Raw genomic sequence first — 15,019 nt, 5'->3', positions numbered from 1 at the left:
GGGTGGGTGGCGCGGCCCCGTCGCCCACCGGTGAGGGGCGCTCGTCCACAGGCCGGCGTAGGACGGTCGCGCATCGGGCCCGACTCGACGCAGCCTTGGCACATGGTCACGATCGACGACTCCTTGCTCACGCCGGTGCGGTTGCGTCGCGATCTGCTTGCCGAGGGCGAGACGGATCAGTCATTGGCGCGCGCCGTGCGGCACGACGTGTTGGCGCGGCCCCGCCGGGGCGCCTACGTCGACGCAGGTGTGTGGCACTCGCTCGGGTCGGAGGGGCGCTTCGCGGTGAGGTCGCGCGCGGCGTACTTGCAGGCGCGGGCCCCGGTGGCGCTCTCGCACGCATCGGCGATGCCGTTCTACGACGGCCCGTTGTGGGGAGCCGACCTGGACGACGTCCACTTCACTCGGCTCGACGAGCATGCGGGCCGCCGCGAGGCCGGGGTCAGACAGCACGCCGGCACGCTGGAGGACGGTGACGTGGTGACCGCGCACGGGCTGACGCTCACCAGTCCTGCGCGTACGGCGCTCGACGTGACCTTCACCCAGGGCGTCGACTCGGCACTGGCGGCGGTCTGTCACCTGCTGCGCGAACGGCTCGTCGACATGGAGACCCTGCGGGCACGCTACGACCGGCGGATGGATCACTGGCCGCACTCGCTGCGCACCGACCTCGTGCTCCGGCTGGCCGATCCGCGTCTCGCGTCCGTGGGAGAGGTCCTGACGTATCTGGTCTTCTGGCGACAGCACCTGCCGCGTCCGCACCTCCAACTCGAGATCCGCGACGCTGACTTCCTCGCCTACCTCGACTTCGCCCTGCCCGACCACGGGGTGTGGGTGGAGTTCGACGGCAGGGCGAAGTACGAGAAGCACCGTCGGACGGGGGAGTCGGTCACCGATGCCGTCCTGCGCGAGAAGCTGCGCGAGCAACGCATCAGTGAGCTCACCGGGTGGCGCTGCCTGCGCCTCACTTGGGCCGACCTGGCCCACCCGGAGCGAGTGGCTGCCCGGCTCAGGAGGCTGATCGACTCAGTCGCGACGTCCCGGCGGCGTGCCGGCGCCTAACGGCGGTGCGCGGCGTACTGGCATGGGTTTGTTGGTACTGGTCAGGTCTTGCAAACCCGTGGAAGTGAGGGGATCCCCGGTTGACCGGGGATCCTTGGGACCTTTCAGCTGAAGTCCGAGGCGGCCTTCTGCGCCATCTCCAGGAACGTACGGCGACCGGCGAGGTCGTCCTCGAGCCGTCGGACTGCCTTGTCGTCGCCGGCCGAGCGGGCCTTGTCCAGCTTGGTCTCGAGGTCGGCGATGGCGGCCTGGAGCTGGCCGACCATGTCGTCGGCGCGGGCGGACTTCTCGGGGTCGGAGGAGTCCCACTTCTCGTCCTCGACCTTGCGGATGGCCTGCTCGACCGCGCGCATCCGACCCTCGAGTTCCTTGATCCGGGCGCGGGGGACCTTGCCGGCCTCGTCCCAGCGCTCGGCGATCTCGCGGAAGGACCGCTTGGCGGCCGCGACGTCGGTGACCGGCAGCAGTGCCTCGGCCTCGACCAGGATCTGCTCCTTGACCTCGGCGTTCGCGGCGTACTCCTGGTCCAGCTGGGCGTTGGCCTCGTCGCGCGCTCCGAAGAAGACGTCCTGCGCACCGCGGAACCGCTTCCACAGCTTCTCCTCGACGTTGCGCGGAGCGGGCCCGGCGGCCTTCCACTCCTGCATCAGGTCGCGGTACTTGCGCGAGGTCGGGCCCCAGTCGGTGGAGCCGGAGAGCGCCTCGGCCTCGACGCAGAGACGCTCCTTGACCGCCTTGGCCTGGTCCCGCTTCTGGTCCATCTCGGCGAAGTGGGCCTTGCGGGCCTTGGTGTAGGCCGACCGGGCGGACGAGAACCGCTTCCACAGCGCGTCGTCGGAGGCCTTGTCGATGCGGGGGAGCTGCTTCCACTGCTCGAGGAGGTCGCGGAAGCGGTTGGCACCGTTGCGCCAGTCCTTGCCGGTCGCGATCTGCTCCGCCTCCGCGGCGAGCTTCTCCTTCTCCTGCTTCGCCTCGGTCGTACGCCGCTGCTTCTCCTCGCGTCGGTTGGCACGCTGGGTGGCCAGCACCGGCCCGAGGAGGTCGAGCTTGGCACTCAGCGCGGCGAGGTCGCCGACCGCGTGGGCGTCCTCGATCTGGGAGCGCACGAGCTCGATCGCCTTGGCGGCCTCGTCGGGGGAGACGACGCCGGAGTTGACGCGCTTGGTGAGCAGGTCGACCTCCAGCGCCAGGTTGTCGTAGCGCTGGGTGTAGAAGGCCAGTGCCTCCTCGGCGGTCGCGTCGGGCATCTGGCCGACCTCGCGCTCGCCGTCGGCGGTCTTCACGTAGACAGTGCCGTCGTCGGCGACGCGGCCCCAGTCGTTACTCGTCACAACGATCCATCCTCTGGGTCAACGGGCAGTGCTCATGCTAGTCACTGTGGGCTGCTCGGCGGTGGCGGCGCCTGCCCCGCGTGCCCTTGCCGCCCCCGGACCGGAACTGATTGGGGCGGCGCCCGCGCCGGCCGATAGGCTGGCGCGGTGCTGATCGCAGGCTTTCCCGCAGGACCGTGGGGCACCAATTGCTACGTCGCGGCGACGGCCCCCGGCGCCGAGTGCGTCGTCATCGACCCGGGCAAGGACGCCGCCGACGGCGTGGCCGAGGTCGTCCGCGAACACAAGCTCAAGCCGGTCGCGGTGCTGCTCACCCACGGCCACGTCGACCACATGTGGAGCGTGACCCCGGTGGCGGGCACCTACGACGCCACGGCCTGGATCCACCCCGGCGACCGCCACCTGCTCGCCGACCCGATGGCCGGGATGTCCCCGGAGACCGCCCAGATGATGCTGGGCGGCAGCTACGAGTTCACCGAGCCAGAGGACGTCCAGGAGCTCGGCGACAGCCAGACCATGGAGCTGGCCGGTCTCGACTTCGTCGTGGACCACGCGCCCGGCCACACCGAGGGCTCGGTGACCTTCCGTACGCCGTACGCGCAGCAGGACATCAGCGAGGTCATGTTCTCCGGCGACCTGCTCTTCGCGGGTGCGATCGGCCGCACCGACCTCCCCGGCGGCGACCACCCGACGATGTTGCGCAGCCTCACCGACAAGGTGCTGCCGCTGGCCGACGACATCGTCGTGCTGCCCGGGCACGGCGAGCAGACCTCGATCGGTCGGGAGCGCGCGACCAACCCGTTCCTGCTCCAGCTGCTCGACGAGCAGTCCGGCGCGGGTCGCCCCCACCGGGGTCGGTGAGCCGTGCCCGACAAGCTCTCCGCGCCCAAGGGCGTGCCCGAGTACCTGCCCCCGGAGTCCGCGGCCTGGCAGGCGGTCCGCGAGGCACTGCAGCGGCCCGCGACCAACGCCGGCTACGGCTACATCGAGCTCCCGATCTTCGAGGACACCGCGCTCTACGTGCGGGGCGTGGGGGAGTCGACCGACGTGGTCAGCAAGGAGATGTACACCTTCGCCGACCGCGGCGGCCGCTCGCTGACGTTGCGGCCCGAGGGCACCGCCGGTGTCATGCGCAGCGTCATCGAGCACGGCCTGGACCGCGGCCAGCTCCCGGTCAAGCTCTGGTACGCCGGCCAGTTCTTCCGCGCCGAGCGTCCGCAGAAGGGGCGCTACCGGCAGCTGCAGCAGTTCGGCATCGAGGCCATCGGAAGTGACGACCCGGTGCTCGATGCCGAGGTCATCACCATCGCCGACGACGGCTACCGCTCGCTCGGCCTGACCGGATTCCGCACCGAGCTGACCTCGTTGGGGTGCGGCGAGTGCCGTCCGGCCTACCGCGAGCGGCTCACCGACTTCCTCACCGGTCTGGACCTCGACGAGGCGACGCGCGAACGGGCCCGTCTCAACCCGTTGCGGGTGCTGGACGACAAGCGACCCGAGGTGCGCGACCAGCTCGCCGATGCCCCGTTGATGGTCCACCACCTGTGCGCGGAGTGCGCGGAGCACTACGCGGCGGTCAAGGCGGCGCTGGATGCCAACGGCACGGCGTACGTCGAGAACCCGTGGCTGGTGCGGGGGTTGGACTACTACACCCGCACCACGTTCGAGTTCGTCCACGACGGGCTCGGCGCCCAGTCGGGCATGGGCGGCGGCGGTCGCTACGACGGGCTGATGTCCGAGCTCGGCGGACAGGAGCTCTCGGGCATCGGGTTCGGGCTCGGGCTGGACCGCACCCATCTCGCCTGCCAGGCCGAGGGCCTGCAGGTCGGGCCGACGCGCACGCTGGACGTGTACGTCGTCCCGCTCGGCTCGGCGGCTCCGCGCGCCGCTGCCCTGGCCACCGAACTGCGTCGCGCGGACCTGCGCACCGACCTCAGCTACGGCGGCCGGGGCGTCAAGGGCGCGATGAAGGCAGCCGACCGCTCCGGCGCGGCGTACGCCGTCGTGCTGGGGGAGCGGGACCTCGAGGCCGGGGTCGCGCAGGTCAAGTCACTGGAGACCGGCGAGCAGGAGTCGGTGGCGCTGGACGAGGTCCGCGCCCACCTGCGGTCCAGGCTCGCCGCGCCTCCCACCGCAACCATCGAAGGGAACATCACGTGATCCGCACCCACGACGCCGGCGCCCTGCGCGCCGAGCACGTCGGCCAGACCGTCACCCTCGCCGGCTGGGTGGCGAGCCGTCGCGATCACGGGGGCGTCACCTTCATCGACCTGCGCGAGGCCAGCGGCGTGGTGCAGGTCGTCATCCGTGAGGACGAGATCGCGCACCGCCTGCGCAGCGAGTACTGCCTGCAGGTGACCGGCGAGGTCACCGAGCGCGACGCGCACAACGTCAACCCCAACCTCCCCACCGGGTCGGTGGAGGTCGTCGCCGCCGGCGGCGGCGTGGAGGTGCTGTCGGCGGCGGCGCCGCTGCCGTTCCCGATCGACGAGCACGTGGAGGTCGGTGAGGAGGCCCGCCTCAAGCACCGCTACCTCGACCTGCGTCGTCCTGCGCCGGCGGCAGCGATCCGGCTGCGCAGCAAGGTCAACAAGGCGGCGCGCGACGTGCTGGACCGCCACGACTTCGTCGAGATCGAGACCCCGACGCTGACCCGCAGCACGCCCGAGGGCGCTCGCGACTTCCTCGTCCCGGCCCGCCTCCAGCCGGGCAGCTGGTACGCCCTGCCGCAGAGCCCGCAGCTGTTCAAGCAGCTGCTGATGGTCGCGGGCATGGAGCGCTACTTCCAGATCGCCCGCTGCTACCGCGACGAGGACTTCCGCGCGGACCGTCAGCCGGAGTTCACCCAGCTCGACGTCGAGATGAGCTTCGTCGACCAGGACGACGTCATCTCGCTGACCGAGGAGCTGCTGTCCGCGATCTGGCAGCTGATCGACGTCGAGCTCGCGCCGCCCTTCCCGCGCATCACCTACGCCGAGTCCATGGCCCGCTACGGCACCGACAAGCCGGACCTGCGGATGGGTCAGGAGCTGGTGGAGTGCACCGAGTTCTTCGCCGACACCGAGTTCCGGGTCTTCCAGCAGTCCTACGTCGGGGCCGTGGTGATGCCCGGAGGGGCGAGCCAGCCCCGCAAGCAGCTCGACGCGTGGCAGGACTGGGCCAAGCAGCGGGGCGCCAAGGGCCTCGCCTACGTCCTGGTCGGCGAGGACGGGCAGCTCGGCGGTCCGGTCGCCAAGAACCTCACCGACGCCGAGCGCGCCGGCCTCGCCGACCACGTCGGTGCCGCGCCCGGCGACTGCATCTTCTTCGGGGCGGGGGCGGCCAAGTCCAGTCGCGCGCTCCTGGGGGCCGCACGCCTGGAGATCGGCCGTCGCTGCGGCCTGATCGACGAGGACGCGTGGGCCTTCTGCTGGGTGGTCGACGCGCCGCTCTTCGAGCCCGCCGACGACGCGACCGCCGCCGGTGACGTCGCCGTCGGCAGCGGCGCCTGGACTGCGGTGCACCACGCCTTCACGAGCCCGCAGGAGCCCGAGACCTTCGACCAGGACCCGGGCGGTGCGCTGGCGTGGGCCTACGACATCGTCTGCAACGGCAACGAGATCGGTGGCGGGTCGATCCGTATCCACCGCGAAGACGTGCAGAAGCGGGTCTTCGACGTGATGGGCATCGGCGCGGAGGAGGCCGAGGAGAAGTTCGGCTTCCTGCTCGAGGCGTTCGCGTACGGCGCCCCTCCGCACGGTGGCATCGCCTTCGGTTGGGACCGGATCTGCGCGTTGCTCTCGGGCAGCGACTCCATCCGCGACGTGATCGCCTTCCCCAAGTCCGGTGGCGGCTTCGACCCGTTGACGGCGGCTCCGGCGCCGATCACCGAGGCCCAGCGGGCCGAGACCGGAGTGGACGCCGAGCCCGCTCCGGAGGGCGACGAGGTCGAGACCTGATCGTTACCGCTTGGTGACCCCAACCATGGTCCACGTCACCTAAAGTCGCATCGGCGTCGGTAGACCACTGATGTCCCCTGCACGAACCGAACGACGAGGTGAGGATGACCGGCAGCGACCTCGAGAGCCATCTCGCTGATCACGCTGACCACGCCGACGAGGTCGCAGAGGCTGACCGGACGGCCGTCAAGAGCAAGTCGCCGACGCAGCTGGCCATGGCCCGCTTCCGCAAGGACAAGCTGTCGATGGCCGCCGCGATCGTGGTGCTGACCTATACCCTTGCCGCGATCGCCGCGCCGTTCCTGGTGTGGTTCGGGGTGATCGACCCCTACACCTCCAACCAGGACCTGACGGACTCCTTCGGCCTCCCGACGGGCGACTGGGGCGGCATCTCCGGTGACCACTGGCTGGGTGTGGAGCCCGGCATCGGCCGGGACACGCTGGCGCGGGTCTGGTACGGCATCACCTTCTCGCTGGTGATCGCGTTGACGGCGACGTTCATGGCGATGTTCATCGGGGTGGTCCTCGGCATCGTCTCCGGTGCTGCCGGCGGCTGGGTCGACACCATCATCGGCCGCCTGATCGACCTGACGCTGTCCTTCCCCCAGGTGCTGCTCCTGCTGGCGCTCTCCTCGATCGCCTACGAGTTCATCACCACCGTGCTCAACGTTCCCGAGGGCGCGGTCGGGTGGGGCTTCTACGTCATCGTCATGCTCGGCCTCTTCGGGTGGACCGGCATCGCGCGCATCGTCCGGGGCCAGGTGCTCTCGATCCGTGAGCGCGAGTTCGTCGCCGCCGCACAGATGGCCGGCGCATCCAGGTTCCGGGTCTACTTCCGCGAGATCCTGCCCAACGTGTGGGCGCCGATCCTGGTGACCTTCACGCTGATCATGCCGGTGTTCGTCTCCGCCGAGGCGGCGTTCAGCTTCCTCGGCGTGAGCGTGCCGCCGCCGACGCCGACGCTGGGCAACGTGCTCTACGACGGGCTGCGCTACGCCGACACGGCCCCGATCTACTTCTTCGTCCCGGCCATCATGATCGCGATCATCGTGCTGTCCTTCAACCTGCTCGGCGACGGGCTGCGTGACGCCCTCGACCCGAAGAGTGATCGCTGAGTCCCGTGACCACTCGGGACCACAACCAGAGTTTCGTCGACACCGCGTCGACGATCGTGCCGGTGCGTCGTGGCACCCGGCACAACCAAGGAGGAGACAAATGGGTATGAAACTGAGGAGGACCGCGGCGTCGACTGCTGCTTCGGTCCTGGGGTTGACCCTCCTGGCTGCCTGTGGCGGCGGGGCAACCGACGACGGCTCCGGCGGCTCGGCCGAGGGCGAGAAGGGCGGCACCCTGAAGGTGCTGCAGCACTTCCCCTACGAGGCCACCGACCCGCAGCGGATCTACTACGGCGTTCAGCTCTCCTGGTTCCGGCGCCTGATGTACCGCGGCCTGGTCGCATTCCCGATGTCGGAGGACGCCGAGGAGGGCACCACCCCGGTCGCCGACCTCGCCACCGACACCGGCACGCCGAACGAGGACTTCACCGAGTGGGAGTTCACCCTCAAGGAGGGTGTCACCTGGGAGGACGGCTCGGAGGTCACCTGTGAGGACGTCCAGTACGGCACCTCGCGCGTGTTCGCCAACGACCTCATCACCGGTGGCCCGAACTACACCCTCAGCTACATCGACGTCGAGGACTACCCCGGCCCGTACAAGGCGAACGAGAAGCAGCAGGCTGCCTTCGAGGACGCCGTCAGCTGCGACGGCCGCACCATCACCTTCCGCATGAACAAGCCGTGGGTGGACTTCCCGCAGGCCGCGGCCGGCATGATGATGACCGACCCGTACAAGGAGTCCTTCGACGAGGGCGCCAAGAGCCAGTGGAAGGTCCTCTCCAACGGTCCCTACAAGGTCGAGGGCGGCACGTGGGACAAGAACTCGGGCGCGACCCTGGTCCGCAACGAGGCCTACGACGCCGAGACCGATGACCCGGAGGCGCTGCGCATGGCGCTGCCGGACACCATCGAGGTCGACATCGACCCGTCCGACACCGCGGGCGAGCTCTTCAACGACCGCCTGATCCAGGACTCGGCCGACGTCAAGAACGCGATCACGACCGCTCGCGTGGCGCCGTCGCAGTTCCCGAGCATCACCGGCCCCGTCGAGGAGCGCTACGTCAACGTGCTCTCCCCGTACGTGTCTTACTTCACGCCCAACCAGAACAGCCCGAAGATGAAGGATGCCGCGGTGCGCGAGGCGCTCTCCGTGGCGCTCGACGTCAACGGCTACGTCAAGGCGCTGGGTGGCGAGGTCGCGGCCGAGGCTGCCGAGACGATCATCAACCCGGCCGTCTCCGGTTCGGAGCCGAACCCGGCGTTCGACCACGGCGCCGACAACGACGGTGACCCCCAGGCGGCCCAGGCGCTGCTGGAGGAAGCCGGCGTGAACACGCCGCTGAAGATCACGCTCGGCTACCCGAAGTCGCCGACCGCTGACAAGTCGATGGCGATCGTCAAGGAGAGCTGGGACGCTGCCGGCTTCGACGTGACCCTGTCGGGCCAGAGTGACACCTATTACGACGTCATCTCCAAGCCCGACGACGACTTCGACGTCACCTGGGCCGGCTGGGGTGCTGACTGGCCGTCGGCCATGACGGTGCTGCCGCCGCTGTTCGACAGCCGCCCGAACTTCTCGCCCACCACCTGTGGCAACAACTACGGGTGCTACCAGAGCGACGAGTTCGAGTCGAAGATCGACGAGGCCGCCAACGCCGGCTCCCCCGAGGAGCAGGTCGCGGCGCTGCAGGAGGCCGACAAGATCCTCGGTGAGGACTACGCCTACATCCCCACGGAGGTCACGAAGTTCAACTGGCTCCGTGGCTCCGAGGTGACCGGGTTCACCACGACCCCGGCGTCCTCCTCCTACCCGGAGATCGGTCTCATCGGCGTCCAGGAGTGACGTTCGGCTGAGGCCAACCGCACAACACCGGACGGTGGGTGGGTGCTCGGGCACCCACCCACCGGCCTGCGGGGTCGGGGGACCCGCACAGCACAACTCTCCCCGCCGGCACGCCAGCAGGCTGCCGAGCCCGATCAACGAAGGTGTGAACTGACCGATGTGGGCATACGTCGTACGCCGCAGCATGGTGGGCATCGTGCTGCTGCTCGCGGTGACGTTCGTGACGTTCTTCCTGTTCTTCGCGAGTCCCGTGGATGCTGCCCGTTATGCGTGCGGCAAGAACTGCACCGAGGCGCAACGGGACCAGGTGCGCAAGGCGCTCGGCTACGACAAGCCGTGGTACGAGCAGTGGGGGAGCTTCGTCAAGGGCACCGTCACCGGTCGCGAGTACCCGGCTGACCCCGAGCTGCGCGCGGCGGCCCCCGAGGTCGTCACCGAGTGCGACGCCCCCTGCATGGGCTACTCGCACCTCAACTCCACGACCGTCAACGAGCTCATCACCGAGTACGCCCCGATCACGATCGCGCTGGGCCTGGTGGCGATGGTGATGTGGCTGGTCGGCGGCGTGCTCTTCGGCATCATGGCCGCGGTCTTCAAGGGATCCTTCCTGGATCGCGCCATCGTCGGTGCCACGCTGATCGCGTTCGCGTTCCCGACGTTCTTCATCGGTGTCTTCTTCCTGAAGTACCTCGCGGTGAAGTGGCAGATCATCCCGTTCCCGAGCTACGTCTCCATCGAGGAGGGCGGTCTCTGGACGTGGCTGGTGAACCTGCTGGCGCCGGCGTTCACGCTCGCGCTCGTCTTCACGGCGGGCTATGTCCGGATGACGCGTGCCTTCGTCATCGAGTCGATGACCGAGGACTACATCCGCACGGCCCGGTCCAAGGGCCTCCCGGGACGCGTGGTGCTCTTCAAGCACGGGCTGCGTGCCGCGTTGACGCCGATCGTCACGATGACCGGCCTGGACCTCGCGACGCTGCTCGGTGGCGCGATCATCACCGAGACGGTGTTCGCCTACCCGGGCCTCGGCCTGCTCACCGTCCAGGCGAGCAACGCGTGGGACCTGCCCACCATCATCGGGATCGTGGTGCTCTCGGCCGCCTTCGTGGTGGTCGCGAACATCCTCGTCGACATCTCGTACGCATTCATCGACCCCCGGGTCCGGCTCGGGTAGGAACGGCGACTCTCATGGACAAGTTCCTCACCGTCGACGACCTCAAGGTCCACTTCCCGACGCCGGACGGCATCGTGAAGGCGACCGACGGGTTGTCCTACACCCTCGAGCGGGGCAAGACGCTGGGCATCGTGGGGGAGTCCGGCTCGGGCAAGTCGGTCTCCAGCTCGGCGATCCTCGGCCTGCACCGCGGCACCAATGCCCAGGTCAGCGGCGAGATCCGCCTCGACGGCACCGACCTGCTCGCACTGTCGAACGAGGAGATGCGTCAGCTGCGCGGCAAGGACGTCGCGATGATCTTCCAGGACCCGCTCTCGGCGCTGCACCCCTTCTACACGGTCGGCAACCAGCTCAGCGAGGCCTACCGGGTGCACCACGACGTGTCCAAGAAGGCGGCACGGACGCGGGTGGTCGAGATGCTCGAACTGGTCGGCATCCCGCAGCCCGACCGTCGAGTGGACGACTACGCGCACCAGTTCTCCGGCGGCATGCGGCAGCGCGCGATGATCGCGATGGCACTGATCAACGACCCCAAGCTGGTCATTGCCGACGAGCCCACGACCGCGCTGGACGTGACGGTGCAGGCCCAGATCCTGGACCTGCTCCAGCGCCTGCAGAAGGAGTTCGACACCGCGGTCGTCATCATCACCCACGACCTCGGCGTCGTGGCGGAAATGGCCGACGACGTGCTGGTGATGTACGCCGGCCGCGCCGTCGAGTACGGCACGACGAAGCAGATCATGACCCACCCCGAGATGCCCTACACGTGGGGCCTGATGGAGAGCGTGCCCGACTTGCACTCCAGCGTGGACGAGCCGTTGATCCCCATCAAGGGAACGCCGCCCAGCCTGCTCAACCCGCCCCCGGGGTGTGCGTTCCACCCCCGATGCCCGCACACCGAGAAGGTCGGTGGCGACCTGTGCCGCACCGAGCTGCCCGAGCTGCTCCCCGGGCAGCAGGGCGGTGGCCACCTCAAGCGGTGCCACCTCGACAACCCCGAGGCCGTGCGCGCCGAGGCGGTGACGCAGCGATGAGCACTCCGCAGACCGCAACCCAGACGACGACGAACGGCACCGGCAGCGACCCGCTGCTGCGCGTCAACGACCTGCGGATGTATTTCCCGGTGAAGTCCTCCGGGGTCATCCGCAGGACGGTGGGGCACGTCCAGGCCGTGGACGACGTGAGCTTCCAGATCGGCGCCGGCCAGTCGCTGGGCCTCGTCGGCGAGTCCGGGTGTGGCAAGTCGACGACCGGTCGCCTGGTCACCCGGCTGGACAAGCCGACCAGCGGCTCGATCGAGTTCGAGGGTCGCGACATCTCCCAGCTGGCGCCGCGCGCGTTGAAGCCGCTGCGCCAGGACATCCAGATGATCTTCCAGGATCCCTACAGCTCGCTGAACCCGCGGCACACGGTCGGCGCGATCGTCGGCGCGCCGCTGGCGATCCACAAGGTCGTGCCCAAGGACAAGATCCTGCCGCGCGTGCAGGAGCTCCTCGAGATCGTCGGGCTCAACCCCGAGCACTACAACCGCTATCCGCACGAGTTCTCCGGCGGCCAGCGGCAGCGCATCGGCATCGCGCGGGCGCTCACGCTCCAGCCGAAGCTGTTGGTGGCCGACGAGCCGGTCTCGGCGCTGGACGTGTCGATCCAGGCGCAGGTGATCAACCTGCTGCAGGACATCCAGCGCGAGTTCAACGTCGCGTTCCTCTTCATCGCCCACGACCTGGCCGTCGTACGCCACTTCTGCCCGGAGATCGCGGTGATGTACCTCGGCAAGATCGTCGAGGTCGGCGAGCGCGAGCGCATCTACCACCACGCCCACCACCCCTACACGCAGGCGCTGCTGTCGGCGATCCCCGACGTGAAGCAGGCCGAGGTGGGTGGTCGACGCGACCGCATCGAGCTGCAGGGTGACGTACCGAGCCCGATCAACCCCCCGTCGGGGTGCCGGTTCCGCACGCGGTGCCCGATCGCGCAGGACATCTGCGCCGCCGTGGAGCCCCCGCTGGTGCAGATCGGCGAGCGGCACAAGGTCGCCTGCCACTTCGCCGGCGAGATCGGCCACCACCCGGCGGCCCCGGTGACGGCGCCGCTGCTCGGCGTGGACAACCACGGCGAGGCGGTCCCCGGGGCCACTCCGGCGGAGGGGCTCGAGACCGGTCCCGGCTACAGCAGCACCTGGCACGACTTCCAGGGCCGTCGCACGGTGCACGCCGACCGCGACGACTCCTGAGCCGCGACGTAGATTGGGGCAGGTGGACGGCCTGTTCGAGATGGGAGCGCCGCCGAGTGTCGGCGGCGGCTCCCTCGCCTCGGCGGACCACGCTGCGACGCCGCTCGCGGTCCGAATGCGGCCGCGGACGCTGGACGAGCTGGTCGGCCAGGCGCAGCTCAAGCGCGCCGGGTCGCCGCTGCGGCAGCTGATCGAGGGGGACCAGTCCCTCTCGATCCTGCTGTGGGGACCTCCCGGCACCGGCAAGACAACGATCGCCTCGATCATCAGCCAGCAGACCGGTCGGCACTTCGTGGAGGTCTCCGCCGTCTCCGCCGGCGTCAAGGACGTCCGGGAGGCCATCCAGGCCGCCCGGTCGCGACTGGTGGGCGCCGGGGAGGAGACGGTGCTGTTCGTCGACGAGGTGCACCGCTTCAGCAAGGCCCAGCAGGACGCGCTGCTGCCCGGCGTGGAGAACCGGTGGGTCACGCTGGTCGCCGCGACGACGGAGAACCCCAGCTTCAGCGTGATCTCCCCGCTGCTCTCCCGCAGCCTGCTGCTCCGCCTGGAGTCGCTGACCGACGCCGACATCGGGTCCGTGCTGGACCGGGCGGTCACCGACGAGCGCGGCCTCGGTGGCCGCGTCACCCTCGCCGAGGACGCCCGCGACCACGTGCTCCGCCTCGCGGGAGGGGACGCCCGCCGAGCGCTCACCTACCTGGAGGCCGCCGCGGCAGCCGCCGGCTGGTCCGCGACGGGGCCGGCCATGGACGGTACGCCGGACGCGCCGGTGGTCATCGACCTCGCCACCGTCGAGGCGGCCGCGGACCAGGCAGCGGTCCGCTACGACCGCGACGGCGACCAGCACTACGACGTGATCAGCGCCTTCATCAAGTCGGTCCGGGGCTCTGACGCCGACGCGGCGCTGCACTACCTGGCCCGCATGATCGAGGCGGGGGAGGACCCGCGGTTCCTCGCACGTCGGCTGGTGATCTCGGCCAGCGAGGACATCGGCCTCGCGGACCCCACCGCCCTGCAGACCGCCGTCGCCGCTGCCCACACCGTCCAGCTCATCGGCATGCCCGAGGCGCGCATCGCGCTCGCCCAGGCCACCATCGCGCTGGCCACCGCCCCCAAGTCCAACGCCGTCATCACCGCCGTCGACGCCGCGATCGCCGACGTACGCGCGGGCAGGATCGGGCAGGTGCCCGCGCACCTGCGCGACGCCCACTACGCCGGGGCGGAGCGGCTCGGCCACGGCACCGACTACGTCTACAGCCACGACGCGCCGTACGGGATCGCGACCCAGCAGTACGCGCCCGACGCGATCGGCGACGCCGCCTACTACCGGCCCACCGAGCACGGGGCCGAGGCGGGCGTGAAGGAACGCTGGGAGCGGATCCGCCGGCTGATCCGTGGCAGATAGGGTCGGGGTCGTGACTGGAGAGTTCGCCGTCCCCGCATGGCTCGCCGTGCTGGTGCTGCTCGCGCTCCTCGGGCTGGTCGCCGCGACCGTCGCGCTGCTGGTCGTCGTACGCCGTGTGCGCCAGCACACCGAGGAGGTCGTGGCGGCCGCATCGGTGCGTGCTGACGAGTTGGGGCACCACCTCGCCGAGATCGAGGAGCGGCTCGACGCGAGCGAGCCGGCCACGTCGGTCCCTGCGCGCGAGGAGGACCCGGAGTACCTCATCACCGAGCTCGGCAAGCCCAGGCCGGCCGCCCCGATGCTGCCCGGCCCGGCCTTCGCCGACCAGGTGGTGCGGGAGTCGATGGTGCGTGCCGCCTCCCTCGTCGCCGGCCTGCGCCGAGCCCTGGCGCCGGAGACCCGCAACCGCATCCGGTTCGAGATGAAGCGGGAGGTGAAGCGCTCCCGCAAGCAGCGTCGCGCCGACGTGAAGCAGGCGGTGCGCGAGTGGGAGGCGCGGCAGCGAGAGAGCGTCGACGCATGAGTGCGAGGAGCCCCCGCGGAGGTGGGGCGAGGAACGAGGCCCGCCGGAGCGAGGCACCGCAGTGCTCGTGCAGGAGGAGACGCATGAGCGCGAGGAGCGCCACATGATCAGGGCCGGCTTCTTCTTCGCCGCCGGTGCCGCGGCCGGCGTGTACGGCAGCCTGAAGGCCAAGCGGTTCGCCGACGAGTTCACCGCCGAGGGCGTGCGTCATCGTGTCAAGGCCGCCAGCCTCGGTGCGCGCCTGTTCCGCGAGGAGGTCGCCCGGGGACAGGCCGAGGCCGAGGTGGAGCTGCGCGAGCGCTACGAGCTCGGCGACGAGAACCGCCGTGCGCTCCCCGGCCCCGATGCACCAGACTCACCCCGACCGATCCCACCGCAGGAGGACACCGACTGAT

At 70.0% G+C, this 15,019-nt stretch carries 13 protein-coding genes; 12 read left to right on the top strand and 1 reads right to left on the bottom strand.

All coding sequences use genetic code 11. From position 1 onward, the window contains the following. The first annotated feature begins 102 nt into the window (after positions 1-102). Entirely contained in the window at positions 103-1,062 is a 960-nt protein-coding gene (locus KUV85_RS05935; RefSeq protein WP_219962292.1) for a hypothetical protein, read from the top strand. Positions 1,063-1,166: 104 nt separating this feature from the next. On the opposite strand, the gene KUV85_RS05930 is transcribed toward KUV85_RS05935, so the two are convergent. Beyond that, positions 1,167-2,393, bottom strand: a complete 1,227-nt coding sequence (locus tag KUV85_RS05930; RefSeq protein ID WP_219962291.1) for a DUF349 domain-containing protein — start codon at positions 2,391-2,393, stop codon at positions 1,167-1,169. A gap of 147 nt (positions 2,394-2,540) precedes the next feature. Between KUV85_RS05930 and KUV85_RS05925 the strand changes: the two genes are divergently transcribed. From KUV85_RS05925 to KUV85_RS05875, 11 genes are all read left to right on the top strand, one after another. After that, the gene (locus KUV85_RS05925) at positions 2,541-3,254 is read left to right on the top strand and encodes an MBL fold metallo-hydrolase (RefSeq protein ID WP_219962290.1); all 714 of its coding nucleotides are present in this window, start codon (positions 2,541-2,543) and stop codon (positions 3,252-3,254) included. A 3-nt stretch (positions 3,255-3,257) separates the two neighbouring features. Then, positions 3,258-4,553, top strand: a complete 1,296-nt coding sequence (gene hisS, locus KUV85_RS05920; protein ID WP_219962289.1) for a histidine--tRNA ligase — start codon at positions 3,258-3,260, stop codon at positions 4,551-4,553. After that, positions 4,550-6,331 carry an aspartate--tRNA ligase gene (aspS, locus tag KUV85_RS05915; RefSeq protein ID WP_237690214.1) on the top strand — a complete coding sequence of 594 codons (1,782 nt, stop codon included), beginning with the start codon at positions 4,550-4,552 and terminating at the stop codon, positions 6,329-6,331. The genes hisS and aspS overlap by 4 nt, the downstream gene beginning before the upstream one ends. Positions 6,332-6,435: 104 nt before the next feature. Beyond that, positions 6,436-7,446, top strand: a complete 1,011-nt coding sequence (locus tag KUV85_RS05910) for an ABC transporter permease (RefSeq protein WP_219962288.1) — start codon at positions 6,436-6,438, stop codon at positions 7,444-7,446. A gap of 154 nt (positions 7,447-7,600) precedes the next feature. Then, positions 7,601-9,289, top strand: a complete 1,689-nt coding sequence (locus tag KUV85_RS05905; protein ID WP_219962287.1) for an ABC transporter substrate-binding protein — start codon at positions 7,601-7,603, stop codon at positions 9,287-9,289. Positions 9,290-9,446: 157 nt separating this feature from the next. Then, positions 9,447-10,463, top strand: a complete 1,017-nt coding sequence (locus tag KUV85_RS05900; RefSeq protein WP_219962286.1) for an ABC transporter permease — start codon at positions 9,447-9,449, stop codon at positions 10,461-10,463. 14 nt (positions 10,464-10,477) lie between these two features. Further along, positions 10,478-11,497 (top strand): ABC transporter ATP-binding protein, encoded by a 1,020-nt coding sequence (locus KUV85_RS05895; protein WP_219962285.1) that lies wholly within the window; start codon positions 10,478-10,480, stop codon positions 11,495-11,497. Then, positions 11,494-12,696, top strand: a complete 1,203-nt coding sequence (locus KUV85_RS05890; RefSeq protein ID WP_219962284.1) for an ABC transporter ATP-binding protein — start codon at positions 11,494-11,496, stop codon at positions 12,694-12,696. The genes KUV85_RS05895 and KUV85_RS05890 overlap by 4 nt, the downstream gene beginning before the upstream one ends. 40 nt (positions 12,697-12,736) lie before the next feature. Next, complete coding sequence (locus KUV85_RS05885; protein ID WP_237690257.1) at positions 12,737-14,101, top strand: replication-associated recombination protein A; 1,365 nt, start codon at positions 12,737-12,739, stop codon at positions 14,099-14,101. 10 nt (positions 14,102-14,111) lie between these two features. Next, positions 14,112-14,624 (top strand): hypothetical protein, encoded by a 513-nt coding sequence (locus tag KUV85_RS05880; RefSeq protein WP_219962282.1) that lies wholly within the window; start codon positions 14,112-14,114, stop codon positions 14,622-14,624. A gap of 103 nt (positions 14,625-14,727) precedes the next feature. Beyond that, entirely contained in the window at positions 14,728-15,018 is a 291-nt protein-coding gene (locus tag KUV85_RS05875) for a DUF6167 family protein (protein ID WP_219962281.1), read from the top strand. Position 15,019: the final 1 nt, after the last annotated feature.

It is taken from the genome of Nocardioides panacisoli (genome assembly GCF_019448235.1).
Lineage (GTDB): Bacteria > Actinomycetota > Actinomycetes > Propionibacteriales > Nocardioidaceae > Nocardioides > Nocardioides panacisoli_A.
This window is presented reverse-complemented; position numbering and strand designations above follow the sequence as displayed.

Excerpts from the sequence above, each read along its gene's own strand:
- KUV85_RS05935 (WP_219962292.1), top strand. The coding sequence starts at position 103 with ATGGTCACGATCGACGACTCCTTGCTCACGCCGGTGCGGTTGCGTCGC.
- KUV85_RS05910 (WP_219962288.1), top strand. The coding sequence starts at position 6,436 with ATGACCGGCAGCGACCTCGAGAGCCATCTCGCTGATCACGCTGACCAC.
- KUV85_RS05900 (WP_219962286.1), top strand. The coding sequence starts at position 9,447 with ATGTGGGCATACGTCGTACGCCGCAGCATGGTGGGCATCGTGCTGCTG.
- KUV85_RS05895 (WP_219962285.1), top strand. The coding sequence starts at position 10,478 with ATGGACAAGTTCCTCACCGTCGACGACCTCAAGGTCCACTTCCCGACG.
- KUV85_RS05890 (WP_219962284.1), top strand. The coding sequence starts at position 11,494 with ATGAGCACTCCGCAGACCGCAACCCAGACGACGACGAACGGCACCGGC.
- KUV85_RS05885 (WP_237690257.1), top strand. The coding sequence starts at position 12,737 with ATGGGAGCGCCGCCGAGTGTCGGCGGCGGCTCCCTCGCCTCGGCGGAC.
- KUV85_RS05875 (WP_219962281.1), top strand. The coding sequence starts at position 14,728 with ATGATCAGGGCCGGCTTCTTCTTCGCCGCCGGTGCCGCGGCCGGCGTG.